This is a genomic window from Globicatella sanguinis (assembly GCF_002847845.2).
GTDB classification, from domain to species: Bacteria; Bacillota; Bacilli; order Lactobacillales; family Aerococcaceae; genus Globicatella; species Globicatella sanguinis.
Genome location: NZ_CP126962.1, coordinates 1,776,243 through 1,793,197 on the forward strand (window position 1 = coordinate 1,776,243; position 16,955 = coordinate 1,793,197).

Annotated in this window: 12 protein-coding genes and 1 riboswitch; of the genes, 9 read left to right on the forward strand and 3 right to left on the reverse strand. The window is 35.1% G+C overall.

Translation table 11 applies throughout. From position 1 onward, the window contains the following. Window positions 1–9: 9 nt before the first annotated feature. Window positions 10–86, reverse strand: a riboswitch (Fluoride riboswitch). Between the two features lie 298 nt (window positions 87–384). Continuing rightward, window positions 385–1,368 carry an acrylyl-CoA reductase family protein gene (locus CYJ72_RS07990; protein WP_284629192.1) on the forward strand — a complete coding sequence of 328 codons (984 nt, stop codon included), beginning with the start codon at window positions 385–387 and terminating at the stop codon, window positions 1,366–1,368. Window positions 1,369–1,569: 201 nt separating this feature from the next. Then, the gene (locus tag CYJ72_RS07995) at window positions 1,570–2,103 is read left to right on the forward strand and encodes a methylated-DNA--[protein]-cysteine S-methyltransferase (protein WP_284629194.1); all 534 of its coding nucleotides are present in this window, start codon (window positions 1,570–1,572) and stop codon (window positions 2,101–2,103) included. A 51-nt stretch (window positions 2,104–2,154) separates the two neighbouring features. On the opposite strand, the gene CYJ72_RS08000 is transcribed toward CYJ72_RS07995, so the two are convergent. Beyond that, window positions 2,155–3,156 carry a LacI family DNA-binding transcriptional regulator gene (locus CYJ72_RS08000; protein WP_284629196.1) on the reverse strand — a complete coding sequence of 334 codons (1,002 nt, stop codon included), beginning with the start codon at window positions 3,154–3,156 and terminating at the stop codon, window positions 2,155–2,157. A 207-nt stretch (window positions 3,157–3,363) separates the two neighbouring features. Here CYJ72_RS08000 and ganS point away from each other — a divergent pair, with 207 nt between their 5' ends. From ganS to CYJ72_RS08030, 6 genes are all read left to right on the forward strand, one after another. Beyond that, a complete protein-coding gene (gene ganS / locus CYJ72_RS08005) occupies window positions 3,364–4,638 on the forward strand; it encodes a galactooligosaccharide ABC transporter substrate-binding protein GanS (protein WP_284629198.1) in 1,275 nt (424 codons plus the stop codon). A gap of 61 nt (window positions 4,639–4,699) precedes the next feature. Then, a complete protein-coding gene (locus tag CYJ72_RS08010) occupies window positions 4,700–5,983 on the forward strand; it encodes a sugar ABC transporter permease (RefSeq protein ID WP_284629200.1) in 1,284 nt (427 codons plus the stop codon). Next, the gene (gene ganQ, locus CYJ72_RS08015; protein WP_276646507.1) at window positions 5,983–6,840 is read left to right on the forward strand and encodes a galactooligosaccharide ABC transporter permease GanQ; all 858 of its coding nucleotides are present in this window, start codon (window positions 5,983–5,985) and stop codon (window positions 6,838–6,840) included. The genes CYJ72_RS08010 and ganQ overlap by 1 nt, the downstream gene beginning before the upstream one ends. A gap of 9 nt (window positions 6,841–6,849) precedes the next feature. Continuing rightward, window positions 6,850–8,892 (forward strand): beta-galactosidase, encoded by a 2,043-nt coding sequence (locus CYJ72_RS08020; protein WP_284629205.1) that lies wholly within the window; start codon window positions 6,850–6,852, stop codon window positions 8,890–8,892. 257 nt (window positions 8,893–9,149) lie between these two features. Beyond that, entirely contained in the window at window positions 9,150–10,679 is a 1,530-nt protein-coding gene (locus CYJ72_RS11595; protein WP_348651907.1) for a glycosyl hydrolase 53 family protein, read from the forward strand. Window positions 10,680–11,114: 435 nt separating this feature from the next. Then, the gene (locus CYJ72_RS08030; RefSeq protein ID WP_284630909.1) at window positions 11,115–11,717 is read left to right on the forward strand and encodes an LPXTG cell wall anchor domain-containing protein; all 603 of its coding nucleotides are present in this window, start codon (window positions 11,115–11,117) and stop codon (window positions 11,715–11,717) included. 496 nt (window positions 11,718–12,213) lie between these two features. Here the strand turns inward: CYJ72_RS08030 and guaC are convergent, their stop codons facing one another. Together guaC and CYJ72_RS08040 are read right to left on the reverse strand one after the other, a co-directional pair. Continuing rightward, window positions 12,214–13,188, reverse strand: a complete 975-nt coding sequence (guaC, locus tag CYJ72_RS08035; RefSeq protein ID WP_066123565.1) for a GMP reductase — start codon at window positions 13,186–13,188, stop codon at window positions 12,214–12,216. A 36-nt stretch (window positions 13,189–13,224) separates the two neighbouring features. Continuing rightward, window positions 13,225–14,856 (reverse strand): ABC-F family ATP-binding cassette domain-containing protein, encoded by a 1,632-nt coding sequence (locus CYJ72_RS08040; RefSeq protein ID WP_078756158.1) that lies wholly within the window; start codon window positions 14,854–14,856, stop codon window positions 13,225–13,227. A 185-nt stretch (window positions 14,857–15,041) separates the two neighbouring features. Between CYJ72_RS08040 and CYJ72_RS08045 the strand changes: the two genes are divergently transcribed. After that, window positions 15,042–16,748: an LPXTG cell wall anchor domain-containing protein gene (locus CYJ72_RS08045; RefSeq protein ID WP_284629212.1), complete on the forward strand. Its 1,707-nt coding sequence runs from the start codon at window positions 15,042–15,044 to the stop codon at window positions 16,746–16,748. Window positions 16,749–16,955 lie beyond the last annotated feature (207 nt).

Below are 16,955 nucleotides of genomic sequence, written 5' to 3' on the forward strand. Positions count from 1 at the left end.
GCCAAATAAAGCGTCACAGAAGTCATCAGCAAATAACTGCGGTTTAGGTAAACTTACCTGGGGAGAACCTCATTCCCTTTTGTTAATTAAGTATAGCAAAATCACGGTGGATGTCAATATCAGGTATTGTATAAACTTTAACCAAGTTATTGACAATGTATAGTCATGAAACGTAATTATGAAAGTTAGGCGTTGATAGTGGAAAAACAAGCTTTAAGCGAACCGGACTATATCAGGTAGCTTTTAGAAAGGAGGAATAGGCAACATTTCTTAGAAATAGAATGCTAAATATTATAACACCATTAATTGTAAGGGATTACACTTGCTATTGTATTAGGGATTTGATATCTTTTTCTTGAATGGAAAACTTTAGGGAGGTTTATCATGGAAAAGTTTAAAGCATATGTGGTTAGAGAAACAAATGGCGAGGTTACCTATAAAGTAGAGGAATTGAACCGTCAATTTTTATATCAAGGCAATACCTTAATTAAGGCGGAATATTCTTCATTAAATTATAAAGATATGTTGGGTTTTAAAACTAAAGGAGGCGTTATTCGGCATTATCCAATGATACCTGGGATAGATGTAGCGGGTGAAATAGTCGAAGATCAATCGGGGAAATATCAAAAAGGTGATAAAGTCATCGTGATGGGAAGTAATATGGGAGTATCGACGACCGGTGGTTATTCAGAATATGTATCAGTTGATAGTGATTGGGCGGTGAAAGTGCCAGAGGGCATGACGACAAAAGAGGCGATGATTTATGGAACAGCTGGCTTTACTACTGCTTATGCCTTGTTGTCACTGATTAACCATGGGATGGATGTAAATAAACAACCTCATATTTTAGTTACGGGAGCGACTGGCGGAGTGGGATCCGTTTCTTTAGCAATCTTGAAAAAGTTAGGTTTTGAAAAGATAACAGCTCTGGTAAGGAAAGATTATCAAGAAGAAATCGCCTTAAAATTAGGAGCCACTGAAGTAATTTGGCCAGAAGATTTAGGAACTGTTAAACCTTTAGCTTCAGCAAAATGGGATTATGTTGTGGATAACGTAGGGGGTGAACCGGCAGCAATTGCTTTAACTCAAATTGCCAATAATGGTGCCATGTCGATGTGTGGGAATGCGGCAGGTATTCAATTTAACACGTCTGTTTTGCCGATGATTTTAAGAGGGGTAACGATATTTGGAATTGATTCACTAGCAAGACCTGTAGCGTTACGTAATCAAATTTGGGAGTTGTTAGCGAATGAATGGAATGTCATTGATTCATTATTAGTCAATGAAGTGCCATTTGATAAATTAGACGAACCCCTATCGAAGATACGAGAGGGACAGCATTTAGGACGAACCTTAGTTGCGTTTTAAAAGCCTCATAGCTTTCGATTTCCGTACCGATATGTGCTTAAAAGTAGTTTATAGTATGTGTCATAACTAATGTTTTGTTATCGAAGCTATTAGTATCAAAGGGTGTCTGATAAAATAGCACACAATCTCGATTTTTATTAGGTAAGATACAGCACTATGATATAATAAATATACTTTTTATTTTAGACAGGATGATCGTAAATGAGTTATTTATATAAAAATACATTTGAGACGCCCATTGGTACCATGACTAGTTTGGTGGCAGAAGACGGTATCTACTTTTTGCAGTTCGCTGATAGCCTGACATCAAAACGAATTGAACGAGTTCAAAAGCAATATCAACGGAAGATTATTGAAAAAGATCATTCGATGAATTTGAAAGTGAAACAAGAGCTAAGCGAATACCTAGAAGGAACAAGAACTGAGTTTACAATTCCGACCATTATGAACGGCACGGTCTTTCAAACGAAGGTATGGCAAGCGTTAAAAAATATTCCTTACGGTACAACCATAGATTATCAAGGGTTAGGTAAGAAAATTGGATATCCAAATGCTAGCAGAGCCATTGGTAATGCCAATAGTAGTAACCTTATGATGATTCTCATTCCTTGCCATCGTGTAATAAGATCCGATGGCTCAATAGGCGGATATGCCGGTGGAGTGAGTCGGAAGCAATCTTTATTAACTTTAGAAGAAAACGATATCGTATCAAAGAACCATTATAAAGTAGATTAAATAAAGAGGACAATAGTAACACCTATTGGTGATGGACTATTGTCCTTCTAACTATGTTTTTGGGATAAAACTTTTGCGAATGATTAATTCAGAATTAAGTAAAACGGTTTTAGTTGTTTTTCGGTTATAGACAATTTGATCAACTAAAATATCAATGGTAGTCTTTGCTATCTCTTCAGCCTCAATTCTGAAAGTAGTTAATGGGGGAGAGACAAATTTTGAGATATCATTATCGTTGATGCTAATAATTTCAATATTATCTGGAATATTGATTTGCAATTCATTAAAAGCTTGTAAACAGCCGATTGCAATCGTATCAGATGCAATAAAAATCGCTTCGGGCAGGTCGTCTTTCCATTTTGAAATATTATTTTTTACTAGATTATAACCTTGTTCTACAGAAAAGCGGCCTTCGCTCAAAATATATTTATCATTAAGTAGTCCCAGAGTTGAAAGATAATGACGAAAAGTTATCTCACGACTATCCATGTCAATTGTATCATTAAAATGATTGTAATATTTTCCACCGATAAAACCAATTTTTTGATAGCCTTTTTCTCTAAAATAATCAATCGCTTTGACTGTCATCCGATCGGTATCGGGCTTCACAGTATCAAAATAATCGGGTTCAGGATTAATTTCTAAAAAGACGCCCTTAGTATAGCTATTTTTTAATTTTTGTATTTCTTTTTCAGAAAAAGAACCCAAAGCAATAAAACCAGAAATATTTTTGGGAATAGAATCTAGACCTTTGTCTTGTTTGATTGTAAATATTTCCATATTATTCAATTTTGCATATTTCTCTAAATTAATTTTCAGATTGCGAAAATAAACGTCTTGCAATTCTTCCTCATCACTTATCCAAGATAGCACTGCAATTTTTTCAAGTGTCGTTTTAATCTTAGAGCGATCATATCCTAAAGTTAGGGCAGTATGGATTATTTTTTGTCTGGCCTCTTCGGTTATGGATAAGTTTTCGTCTCCTTTAAGTAGGCGAGAGACTGTCGCTGAAGAATACCCAGAATGGTATGCTATATCCTTAATTGTTGTCATTTGTTACCTCAATAAAAATTATTTTTATATTAGTTAGTAAAACTATTTACTAGAATTATAACGTTTTTATCATGGTTGTGCAACTATATCAAGAATGATTGATAAATATATTTACTAAATAAATTAAATTATTTAAATAAAACTATTTACAATTAAAACGTTTTCTTATATACTAAAAGTACCAATATTAATAAAGGAGCTAGACAAATGAAAAAAATATCAAGTTTATTGCTTAGCAGTTTAGTCGTTTTAGGGTTGGCAGGATGTGGACCAAAAGAGAATGATGCAACAGTAACTTCAAACGATCTAAGTACAACAGAAAATTCTGAACCAACAGAACTTTTAGTTTGGGAAGATCAAGCCAAAGGTGTAGGGATTGAAGATGCAATTAAAAAATTTGAAGAAGAAAATAATGTAAAAATCACGATGGTAGAAAAAGCTTATGCAGACCATATAGAGGATTTACGTTTGGACGGACCAGCAGGAACAGGCCCAGATGTGATTACTATTCCGAGTGATCAAGTAGGGACTGCTGTAACAGAAGGATTACTGAAAGAATTAACCGTAGATGATGAATTAAAAGGAATTTATACTGAAGCAGCTATGCAATCGCAAACTGTTGATGGAAAAGTATACGGGCTGCCAAAAGCGGTAGAAACCCAAATTTTATTTTATAATAAAGACTTAATTGCAGAAGAAGAACTACCGAATACTACTGACGAATGGTTTGAGTTTTCTAAGAACTATTCTGATGGTGAAAAATATGGTCTATTAGCACTATGGGATACACTTTACTATGCTCAAGGGGTAATGGGAGGATTTGGATCTTATGTATTCGGCGAAAAGGACGGAGAGTTTAACCCAGAAGATCTAGGTCTTGCTAACGAGGGTGCTATCGAAGGAGCTGAATATATCAAAAAGTTCTATGACGAAAAAGTATTCCCGGCAGGAATTATCGGCGAACAAGGTATTAATGTGTTAGATTCATTATTTACTGAAGGAAAAGCTGTAGCGGTAATCTCTGGTCCTTGGAACGTTGAACCATATAAAGAAGCAGGCATTAATTATGGAGTTAAAGAATTACCAATGTTACCTAATGGAGAACATATGGGATCATTCATTGGTGTCAAAAGTTATAATGTAAGTAGTTATACAAAACACCCAGAATTAGCAGAAGCATTTGTTAAATTTATTGCGAATGAAGAAAATTCAAAAGTTCGCTATGAAAAAACAAAAGAAGTTCCAGCTGTGCTAGCGCTAGCTGAAGACCCAAGTGTTCAAGAAAGTGAAGCGGCAGCCGCGATTGCTTTACAATCACAATATGCTGAATTGATGCCAGGTATCACTGCAATGAACTCTGTATGGTTACCAATTGATCAAGCCCTTCAAACAATTGCAACAGGAAAAGCTGAGCCAAAAGAAGCTTTAGAGCAAGCAGTAGAACAAATTGCTAACGATATAAAAGCAACGACTCAACAATAATCAGAGAAATTCATGGGCGACGAATCTTTCGTCGCCTTTAATAAAGGTAGGTGTAATGATTATGAGTGATCAATCTTACTCATCAAAATATGCAAAAAATGCCACAATTCTATCAGTAGTTCCTGGATTGGGACAGATTTATAATCGACAATATATTAAAGGGTTTATTTTTCTCGTTATTACCGTTTCTTACTTCTTTGTATTCAAAGATCTATTGAATATGGGGATTTGGGGGTTGTTTACCTTAGGAACAGAGTTACCTCGAGATAATTCAATTTTCCTTTTAGCTGAAGGTTTGGTTGCGTTGATAGTCCTGATGTTTGGTTTGGGATTTTATTATTTAAATTTAAAAGATGCTTTTCGTAATGGACGCAAGAGGGACGAAGGCAATGCAGTGAATAACATTGTGGAGAGTTACCAGGCATTATTAAGTGAGGGATATCCTTATCTAATGAGTAGTCCCGCTTTTTTCTTATTAGTATTTTCCGTTATTTTTCCAATTTTATTTAGTGTTGCTTTGGCTTTTACTAATTACGATTTATATCATTCAGCGCCAGCGAATCTAGCTGATTGGGTGGGGCTTGAAACATTTGCTAAAATCTTTACTGTTGATATTTGGCGAGAGACTTTTTTTAATGTATTGGGTTGGACGGTTATATGGACTTTAGTGGCTTCAACTTTACAAGTTTCAATTGGTATTTTGTTAGCCATTGTTGTTCACCAAAAGGAGTTAAAATTTAAAAAATTATTCCGAACCATACTTGTTTTACCATGGGCTGTTCCAGGTTTTGTAACGATTATGGTGTTTGCCGGAATGTTTAATGATACTTTTGGAGCAATTAATAATTCCATTTTAAGTTTAATTGGTGTTTCGCCAATTCCATGGTTGACCGATGCAAATTGGACTAAAATTGCATTGTTAATGATACAAGGATGGTTAGGATTTCCATATATCTTCATTGTGACGACCGGAACGTTACAATCGATTCCAAACGATTTGTATGAAGCTGCCACCATCGATGGAGCAAATGGTTTTCAAAAATTTAGAAAAATTACCTTACCATTAATTTTATATTCGATGGCACCAATCATTATTACGCAGTATACTTTTAATTTTAATAACTTTAATATTATTTATCTATTTAATTCTGGAGGACCAGCTGTTCCAGGTTCAACAGCTGGTGGTACCGATATTCTTGTATCGTGGATTTATAAATTAACGATGCAAAAGAGTCAGTATGCGTTGGCAGCAGCTTTAACTATTTTACTCTCAATCTTTGTAATTGCGATAGCATTATGGCAATTTAGAAGAACGAATTCATTTAAAGAAGGAGGTAGATTGTAGTGGAAAAAACACATTCCTTAACAAAACAACGTCGTACACGACTTCTGTCAACTTATTTATTATTAATCATTGTTTGTGTGGTTATTATTTATCCATTATTATGGACTGTTGGTGCTAGCTTTAACCCAGGAAATAGTTTAATCTCAACGAGTTTAATACCTAAAAACGCTTCATTAACCCATTATAAAAGATTGTTTGCTAATGAAGGAACTCTTTTATATGGTCGTTGGTATTTGAATTCTTTGAAAATAAGTTTCTTTACAATGATTTTGTCGTTAATTTTTGTTTCAATGACTGCGTATTCTTTTTCGAGATTTCGTTTTAAAGGTAGAAAAAATGGATTAATGCTCTTTTTACTATTACAAATGATACCCCAATTCTCAGCCCTAATTGCTATCTTTGTTTTAGCACAAATGTTAGGGTTAATAAACAGTCATTGGTTATTGATACTAATTTATGTAGGTGGACAAATTCCTATGAATACCTATTTAATGAAAGGCTATTTTGATTCGATACCAATCGATTTAGATGAGAGTGCAAAAATTGATGGCGCTAAAAATACGCGAATATTTTTACAGATTTTATTACCATTATCGCGTCCGATGTTAGCAGTAGTAGCGATGAATGGTTTTACTGGCCCATTAGGTGATTTCGCATTATCATCAGTTTTACTAAGACAACCAGAATATTATACCTTACCAATAGGCTTATATAAATTGGTTACTGATAAGATGGGAGCAAGTTATACTACTTTTGCTGCTGGAGCTATTTTGATTAGTATTCCAATCGCATTAGTGTTCTTGTCATTACAAAAACATTTTGTTTCTGGGTTAACAACTGGAGGAACAAAAGGATAGGAGAATGAAATGAATAAATATATGAGTGAGCAAAGGTTTTTACATGGTGGAGACTACAATCCCGATCAATGGTTAAATTATCCAGAGATATTAGAAAAAGATATTGAATTGATGCAAAAAGCGAATACCAATACATTTTCGATAGGAATGTTTTCATGGGCGACACTTGAGCCTGAAGAAGGTCACTTTAATTTTGAATGGTTAGATAAGATTATGGATGATATCGCAGGAATAGGTGGCAATGTTATTTTATCAACTCCTAGTGGGGCTAGACCAGCTTGGATGTCGCATAAATATCCTGAGGTGTTGCGTACAAATGAACGACGTGAAAAAATGTTACATGGTGGTCGTCATAATCATTGCTTTTCTTCACCAGTATATCGAGAAAAAATAGCGATTATTAATAAACTTCTAGCAGAGCGATATAAGAACCATCCGGCTCTATTAATGTGGCATATTTCAAATGAATATTCTGGTGAGTGTCACTGTGATTATTGTCAAGCGAATTTTAGACAATGGGTTAAAGATAAGTATAAAACTTTAGATGAAGTTAATTATGCTTGGTGGGGACCGTTTTGGAGTCATACAATAACAGATTGGAATCAAATAGAGTCTCCTTCACCTATTGGTGAGAATGCAGTGCATGGTTTAAATTTAGACTGGAAAAGATTTGTAACAGATCAAACAATTGATTTCTATGAACATGAGATTATAGAAATTCGTCAAATTACTCCGGATATTCCGATTACCACTAATTTTATGGCAGATACAGATGATCTTATTCCTTTCCAAAGTCTAGATTATGCTAAATTTGCTCAGCATGTCGATATTATCAGTTGGGATTGTTATCCAGCTTGGCATAATGATTGGGGAACTACTGCAGATTTAGCTAGTAAAGTTGGTTTTATTAATGATCAATATCGCAGTTTGAAACAAAAACCGTTCTTAATTATGGAGTCAACCCCAAGCGGTGTTAATTGGCATAAAGTTAATAAAACAAAGAGACCGGGAATGCATCTGTTGTCCTCTTTACAATTTATTGCACATGGTTCTGATAGCAATCTTTATTTCCAATGGCGTAAATCGCGTGGTTCAAGTGAAAAATTTCATGGTGCAGTCGTGGATCATGATAATTCCGAAAATAATCGTGTGTTCCGAGAAGTCAGTCTTGTAGGAGAAGTACTTGAAAAAATACAAGAGGTTAAGACAAGCGATAAGCATGCAAAAGTTGCGATGATTTATGATTGGGAAAATAAATGGGCATTAGATGATGCACAAGGTTTTGGATTAGAAACAAAACGCTATCCACATACATTACAAGATCATTATCGTTATTTCTGGGATCGTGATATTGAAGTGGATGTTGTGACTAAAGAACACGATTTATCGAAATATAAGTTGGTAATCTTACCAATGTTATATATGATAGATGAAAATACTATGACCAAGTTGCAAGAATATGTGCATTCGGGCGGTATTTTAGTTTCTACTTACTTGACAGGATTAGTAAATGAATCGGATTTAACTTATTTAGGTGGTTGGCCTGAACCTTTACAAGAATTATTTGGCATTTCTGTTCTCGAAACGGATACGTATTATCCAAGTCAATATAATCAAATGACATTTTTAGATGGAACCACTGTTGAGACTAAAGACTATCAATCAGTGATTGACTTATTATCAGCTAAGACTTTGGCCAGTTATGAAAAAGATTTCTATGCAGGTACTCCGGCTGTTACTGTAAATACATTTGGAAAAGGTCAAGCGTACTTCATCGGGGCGAGAACAGAAGTATCATCTTTAAATACTATCTATGATGCGATTATCGAGGAGTTTGATTTAAGTAATCCTTTTGTTGTTAATGGAAATCCTGTTGTATCTGTTCAATCTAGAACAAAAAATAATCAAGATTATTACTTTGTAATGAACTTTTCTGAACAGCCACAATCTATTACTGTAAAGGAGGAGACAGTGGATATTATTTCTGGTGAAACCCAAGGCAAAAATATTTCACTACCAGTATACGGAGTTAAGGTCTTAAAAAGACGTTAAACACAATGAAATTATAAGAGTCTGAACAAAAATATTAAAAATTCAATCAAGTTATGGCTCATTAATTATACGCGCAGTGGTTGAGTGGTCTCAAACAGTTCAGGAGTGGGTAGACGAAGCGAAAATCATTCGATTTTCTACTTCCTGCCCACCTACTATTCGAAATAAATGTAAGCGTTAACTCAATATGAAAGGAGTGAAATATTAATTTTGAGGTAATCGCAATGACAATAATAAAGAAGGAGGCTGATGAATTAATGAAAATGAATGCAAAAAAGCTTTTATTGATGTTAGGAACAACCCTAATGATTGCAATGCCAAATGCGACGGTTTCTGCGCAAGAGGTTGATAGTAACAATCAAGTTATCTCAAATCAATTAATTAATTTTGAATCTAGGACAAGTATAGATCTAGCAATGGAAGAGAAAGTTGATGAAGATAGTAAGGAAGTGGTAAGGGAAACTAATCATGAGGAAGTTATCGTTAGTACTCTAATAGAAAATATACCCCCTGCAGAACAACCTGAAGACAAGAAAAATGAAGAGGTTATTGAGGTGCTTACAGAAAACTCTATGAATGAAGTAGAAATTATTGAAAATAATGGAGTTGAGGATGAAGATATAGCAATTAGTTATACAGAAGAAAAAGTTAATGAAAGCAGTTTGGATGAAGAAAGAACCACTGAAAACACTTTAATTGAAACAACAGCAAATGAGACACCTGATGGTGAAGAGTCAGGAGAAACGAAGGAGACCGACTTAGAAAAAGGTAATAACGAAACGACTCTAGCAGTTACTATGAATGATGAACAAATTTCAGACGAACTAAATGATGTTTTACCAACTGATTTTTATGTTGAAAAGGTAGAAGACTTACCGGATGATTTCATCAAGGGAGTTGATATATCAACTTTGATAGCTCAAGAGAAAAGTGGTGTAAAATATTATGACTTAAATGGAAAAGAAGTGGATTTGATTGATTATTTAGCACAAAACAGTGTCAATTATATTCGGATAAGAGTATGGAATAATCCTTATGATAGTGATGGTAATGGTTATGGTGGAGGTAATAATGATTTAGATAAAGCGATTGAAATTGGAAAACGTGCAACTGAGGCAGGGTTAAATGTTTTAGTGGATTTTCATTACTCAGATTTTTGGGCGGACCCAGGGCGTCAATTGGCTCCAAAGGCTTGGCAAGAGATGACCATTGATGAAAAATCCACGGCTCTTTATGAATATACTAAGGACAGTTTGTTGAAGCTAAAAAAAGCGGGTGTCAATGTGACGATGGTGCAAGTAGGAAATGAAACGACAGGTAGTGGCATTGCGGGTGAAAAAGGGATTGAAAAATATCAATTATTCAAAGAAGGCTCAAGAGCCATTCGAGAAATTGATCCAGGAATCCAAATTGCCCTTCATTTTACTAATCCTGAGAAAACAGATACTATACTTAATTTTGCTAAAGGATTGTCTGACTATGCTATTGATTATGATGTATTTGCGACAAGTTATTATTCATATTGGCACGGAAAATTAGAAAATTTAACGCATGTTTTACAACAAATTAGTCAAGATTATAATAAGAAAACATTAATTGCAGAAACGAGTTATGCTTATACTCTTGAAGATGGTGATGGACATGGGAATGTCATCGGATCGACATCAGATACAGATTTGGGAGGCTATGAAGCAACGGTTCAGGGACAAACTAATAATATTCGTGATGTTATTGATGCAGCGAACAAAGCCGGTGCGTTAGGTATTTTTTATTGGGAACCAGCATAGGTACCCGTAGGCAAACCAAATTGGGAACAGAATCTTCCTATTTGGGAAAAATATGGGTCAGGATGGGCTTCTTCTCATGCGATAGAATATGATTCGAATGTAACAGAATCAACGTATGGTGGTTCTGCTTGGGATAACCAAGCGCTATTTGATTTCAATGGTAAAGCATTACCTTCTATAAAAGTCTTTGAATTAGTAAATAATGGCTATGGTGAGGTACCAGAAAGAGAAATAATAGAAGAACCAAAAGAACAATTTGAGAGTTTATTAGATAACCCTAGCTTTGAGGAAGAAAATCTTAATAGTTATACAATTAGTGAAGGATATGTTTCGCGTTTAAATGATACGCCAAAAGATGGCGAATATGCTCTTCACTTTTGGTCTGAGCAAGCGATTGATTTTGATGTTGAACAAAAAGTATTTTTAGCACCGGGAATGTATCAATTTAATTTATTGATGCAAGGAGATCAAACGGGGCAGAGTGAAAATATTTATGCATTCATTAAATATCCAGATGGTACGTTGTTAACTTCAACGATTAGTTTAAAAGGCTATGCGAATTGGCAAGAAGCTAATATTGATTTTACACTTAAAGAGTCTACTGAACTAATTTTTGGTTTACACGTGACTGCTGATGCTGAAGCCTGGGGAACGACTGATAATTGGTTATTAAAGAAAACAGGCGATATTGCTCAAGAACCTTCTGAAAAGGACAATGAAGAAAGTCCAATTGATGAAAACTCGGCTGAAGAGGAACCAAATGAAGAAAATCCAAGCGAGGAAAACTCAATTGAGAATGAAATAACAAACGATGATGAGAATATTGAAATAGAACAAGAGGCATCAGAAAATGAATCTAATTCAGAAAGCACTGTAGATTCTACTTTAAAACTAGACTTATCAGCCAATGATCTAATCTATTCTAGTATGTTACCTAATACCGGATCGAAAAACCCTGTTTATCTGATGTTATTGAGTTATATATTATTAACATTAGGAACACTTCTGCTTTTTACCAAAAAAAGTACTTCAAAATAGTTTTGAACAATTGAGAAATTAGAAGGAAGGGCAAATTGATAAGCGGGTCCTAACGATTATATTGATGGGAGTGGAAAAAAGTTGAACATGAGATGAATTTCGTTTTGTCTTCCTGCTCCGTTGAGAAAGTGAGGCTGGGCATAAACTTGATAAATTTAGTTAAGATTATTGTTCGTTAATTAATAGCTATAAGTGCTAACATAAAAATGTACAGTTGTGACAAAATAAAGATGTACAAATAGAAGCTTCACAGACAGGAGGAGATAACGGATAATCATTCATGAGGTGATGTGAATGTATAATCCAATTAAGATAGATTTTGCGGAAGATTTAAAAGTGAATCCAGAAAGTGTTCGCTAACATTTGATTGTAATTATCATCAAAACTTTATAATAGATAAGAGAATGAATTAAAAGTTTAAGCAGAATAATGAATATAGTAAAAGGCGGGCGAGTAGAAAATCCTATGATTTACTACTCGCCCGCCTGTTATTCTGTTATCTATCTCCGTTATATACGGTATTACGAACGATTACATAATCCACTTTACGGATAGAATCTAAATCTTTACCCCCAGCGTAAGAGATAGAAGATTGTAAGTCTTGTTGCATTTCAATTAAGGTGTCAGATAAGTGTCCACGTGTTGGGATTAATTCAATTTTTCCTTCCACGTTTTTACGTTCACCTTTTTGGAATTCAGAAGCACTTCCGAAATATTCCTTAAAGATTTTACCATCGATTTTACGAGTTAAACCAGGACTTTCTTCGTGAGCGGCTAATAACGATCCAATCATCACCATGCTTGCACCGAAACGTACTGATTTAGCAATATCACCATTATGACGAATGCCGCCATCAGCAATAATGGGTTTACGCGCTGCTTTAGCACATAAACGAATTGCTGCTAATTGCCAACCACCAGTTCCAAATCCTGTTTTTAATTTAGTAATACATACGCGTCCGGGACCTACACCAACTTTAGTAGCATCGGCACCTGCTAATTCTAATTCACGAACACCTTCTGGCGTTGCGACATTACCTGCAATTAAGAATGTATCAGGCATTTCTTTTTTGATGAATTGAATCATTTTAATGACATCGTCAGAATGCCCATGAGCAACGTCGATAGTAGTATATTCTGGAATTAAGTTTTCAGCAACTAATTCGCGTACGAAATCATACTCATATGGTTTAATACCAACACTGATAGAAGCAAATAAGCCCTTATCTTGCATCATTTTGATAAAAGGTTTACGACCTTCTTCATCAAAACGGTGCATGATGTAGAAATAATCATTTTCAGCAAACCAAATCGCTAATTCTTCATTGATTACGGTTTGCATATTAGCAGGAACTACAGGGATTTTGAATGTGCGCGGTCCAAATTTTATGGAGGTATCACATTCTGAACGGCTACTTACAATACATCTATTAGGGATTAACTGAATATCTTCGTAGTCAAAAACTTCCATTTTATCTAAATAACTCCTTTTAATTTAATCTTACGATTATTTTGTTGGGTACATCGCTGCGACACGTTGTTGTAAATCTTTATCTTCAACGTATTCTTCGTATTTTGTATTAATACGGTCAAAGGCGCCAGTTGGTGTTAATTCAATTACTCGGTTACAAGTCGTATTTAATACTTCATAGTCATGAGAAGCAATTAAAATTGCGCCCTTAAATTTAATTAAACCTTCGTTTAATGCAGTAATAGACTCTAAGTCTAAGTGGTTCGTTGGTTGGTCCATAACTAAAACATTGGCTTTAGATAACATCATTTTCGATAATAGACAACGAACTTTCTCACCACCAGAAAGCACATTAACAGGTTTCATTACGTCTTCACCTGAGAAAAGCATACGGCCTAAGAAGCTACGTAAGAAGGTATTATCTTGTTCTTCTTTAGCAGCATACTGTCTTAACCAGTCTACAATATTTAGATTTACTCCGTCAAATTCATCTCCAGAATTACGAGGTAAATATGTTTGAGAAGTGGTAACACCCCATTCAAATGTACCGGAATCGGGTTCATCAACCCCCATAAGAATATTAAAGAATGCAGTGACAGCATTATCATTACGACTTACAAAGGCTACTTTATCATCACGTTGAAGTGTAAAAGTAACGTTATCTAGTACTTTCTCACCATCAATTGTTTTTGATAATCCTTCGACACGTAGTAAATCATTACCAATTTCACGTTCAGGGGTAAATCCAACAAAAGGATAGCGGCGTGAAGAAGGTTGAATATCATCTAAGGTAATTTTATCTAATAATTTTTTACGCGATGTGGCTTGTTTTGATTTAGAGGCGTTCGCAGAGAAGCGCGCAATAAATGCTTGTAATTCTTTGATTTGTTCTTCTTTTTTTGCGTTTTGGTCTGCAGCCATTTTTGCAGCTAATTGACTTGATTGTAACCAGAAATCATAGTTACCCACATAAATTTTAATTTTACCAAAGTCCACATCGGCCATATGTGTACACACAGTATTTAAGAAGTGGCGGTCGTGAGAAACGACAATCACGGTATTCGGGAAGTCAAGGATAAAATCACTTAACCAATCAATGGCTTGAGCATCTAAACCGTTGGTCGGCTCGTCTAAAAGTAAATTATCAGGTTTGCCGAATAAAGCTTGAGCTAGTAAGACTTTAATTTTATCTGCTTCAATTAATTCACTCATTTTTGAGTAATGCATTTCAGTGGGGATACCAAGACCTTGTAGCATATTGCTCGCTTCTGATTCAGCTTCCCAGCCACCCATTTCAGCAAACAAACCTTCTAGTTCACCCGCTCTAATACCATCTTCATCAGAAAAATCTTCTTTCATATAGATAGCATCTTTTTCTTTCATTACATCATAGAGCTCTTTGTGTCCCATCATGACTGTTTCAATGACATTATATTCTTCGAAACCATAGTGGTTTTGGCTTAATACCGCTAAACGCTCATTAGGGTCCATCGTAACAGAACCTGTCGTCGGTGTAACCTCACCAGATAAAATTTTTAAAAATGTTGATTTTCCAGCACCATTTGCACCGATAACACCATAGCAGTTGCCAGGGTTAAATGTAATGTTTACTTCATCAAACAATTTACGATCCGGAAATTGTAAGCTGACATTAGAAACATTGATCATTCAGATATTTCCTCCTTTAAGGTTCATGTGTTTTGAGCAAACCCAAAACATCCAAAGATATCATACCATAAATTATTCATAAAGCGAGTAAAAGAAACTAAAACTTTATACAATTTAGCTTGATTTTTTCTCAGAAACTTCACAAATATTTTTTATACTTAAAATACTAAGAGGAGGGATTTTAAATGAAACTGAAAAAAATGGTAATAGTATCATTAAGTACAATGGTTTTTGGAAGTTTTTTTCCTAGTTTTGTAAATGTCATTGGTCATACCGAAAATGGGTATAGTGTATTCGCACAAGAGGATAAATTAGCCATATTAGCTAAGATAAAAACAAACCTCTTAACACAAGAGCCCATCGTAGAGACACAGTTAGCAAAAGTAGATAATGAAGATCTTTTAAAATTTTATGAATCGGCGTCTAATGCCACTCCATGGCAAGATATTTATCATTCCATTGCAAGTCATTATTCGCAATTAGGATTGATTTCGGATTCTGCAGAAATAGCAAAATTTAAGAGTATATTAGCGGAAATCATCAGTACGACTGGAAAGTCGGCAGAAGAGTTAAAAAATGTTGATCCAAAAGTATTAATTTCTGAGTATGATAGTGCGAAACAAGCCAATCCAGATGATGCGACAAAAGCCATACAAGAGGTTTTAGCAAATGTGGATCTTAATTATGGAAAATTATCAGAGGGTGAACGAGCTGCAGTTAAAGCAGCTGAAAGCGCCTTGGTAGAAACAACAGAAACTGAATCAACAACCACAGTGACCGAAGTCGATACAACAGTGGAAACAACCATGGAAGAACCAGAACCGACCTTATCCGACGAATTATTTGAAACGACCACCGTGAAAAATTCTTCAGTTGAAGCAACAGAAGAAACGGTAACGGAACCAACCACTGTCGAAATGAGTCAAGAAAGTATAACGGAAGAGACAGAAGACACAACCGTTGAAGAGACTATTAGCGATACGACGTCCGTCGAAACATCTGAAGAAAGTGTAGTGGATGAAACAACCGTCGAAGAAAAGGTAGCGGAAGAAACAACTACAAACGAAACAACCTTAACATTAGAAACCACCTCAGTTTCCGAAGAAACCGAAGAAGGACAGTTTAGACAAAAGCTACTGGAAAGAACGGATATTACAGCCGAACAACTATCAAGTATTACGTCACAAGAATTAAGCAAGATTAGTGAAATTACAGGATTGCCACTCACTGCTACCGATGATAATAATCTAAAAGTGTTCAGAAGAGCGTTTGTGACGTATTATCCCGAAAGATTCACTACCCAACAAATTTATGATGTGGCTAACACATTACGTGAATTTGCGATTGCCCATACACCAATGACACAAGCTATTGCAAGTCAAATACCAGATGAAGACTTCCTTCAATGGAGTCGAGAAGCTTATTTACAAGGTAATGATGTCACATACCCGTTTAAACAAGCGTATAAAAATTATCCTAAATTATTTGATCCATTGCTCGAGAGTACTATGAATAATTTAACTACTAAGACTTCTCTGACACTCGCCCAATTAAAACATATTGATCCTTTACTGATGATGTTATTAAATTGGGAAGCAGCAGCCAATGTTACGACTTATGAAGCAATTGAAAAAACACTATTGGAAAATTACCAAAGTCATCAAACGGATACCACGACCGTTCAGAGCGACACCACCACCACCGAAACAACGCATGAAATGTCAACAACGTCAGAACCAACCACTACTCAAGCTTTACAAGTGAGTAAAACAAAACAAGTTCAAAAAGGGTTATTACCACAAACGGGTGAACAAGGCTCTTTATGGATCGTTATCGTAGCGCTCATATTAGCCGGAGGAGGATTTATTCTATTAAAGAATAAGCGTAAATAGACATTAAACGATTTTGGTGTTTGAGATAGAGGTTTCCTCTGTAGAAAATTAAATCTATAAGCTTTTTGCTATCATATTACGTTAGTTTGAGATATAGACTTTCTCTGTAGCAAAGTAAATCTTTGTCGACTTGTTCGTTATAATATGGCCCATTTTTAATTAAAACCAAAATAATAAGAGTGGACTCAAACGGCATTTAATGACTCA

What these genes read in the sequence shown, in the direction of transcription:
- CYJ72_RS08020 (WP_284629205.1), top strand. Translation starts at nt 6,850, where the DNA reads ATGAATAAATATATGAGTGAGCAAAGGTTTTTACATGGTGGAGACTAC.
- CYJ72_RS07990 (WP_284629192.1), top strand. Translation starts at nt 385, where the DNA reads ATGGAAAAGTTTAAAGCATATGTGGTTAGAGAAACAAATGGCGAGGTT.
- guaC (WP_066123565.1), bottom strand. Translation starts at nt 13,188, where the DNA reads ATGGAAGTTTTTGACTACGAAGATATTCAGTTAATCCCTAATAGATGT.
- CYJ72_RS08040 (WP_078756158.1), bottom strand. Translation starts at nt 14,856, where the DNA reads ATGATCAATGTTTCTAATGTCAGCTTACAATTTCCGGATCGTAAATTG.
- CYJ72_RS08045 (WP_284629212.1), top strand. Translation starts at nt 15,042, where the DNA reads ATGAAACTGAAAAAAATGGTAATAGTATCATTAAGTACAATGGTTTTT.
- CYJ72_RS08030 (WP_284630909.1), top strand. Translation starts at nt 11,115, where the DNA reads ATGTATCAATTTAATTTATTGATGCAAGGAGATCAAACGGGGCAGAGT.
- CYJ72_RS11595 (WP_348651907.1), top strand. Translation starts at nt 9,150, where the DNA reads ATGAAAATGAATGCAAAAAAGCTTTTATTGATGTTAGGAACAACCCTA.
- CYJ72_RS07995 (WP_284629194.1), top strand. Translation starts at nt 1,570, where the DNA reads ATGAGTTATTTATATAAAAATACATTTGAGACGCCCATTGGTACCATG.
- CYJ72_RS08000 (WP_284629196.1), bottom strand. Translation starts at nt 3,156, where the DNA reads ATGACAACAATTAAGGATATAGCATACCATTCTGGGTATTCTTCAGCG.
- CYJ72_RS08010 (WP_284629200.1), top strand. Translation starts at nt 4,700, where the DNA reads ATGAGTGATCAATCTTACTCATCAAAATATGCAAAAAATGCCACAATT.
- ganS (WP_284629198.1), top strand. Translation starts at nt 3,364, where the DNA reads ATGAAAAAAATATCAAGTTTATTGCTTAGCAGTTTAGTCGTTTTAGGG.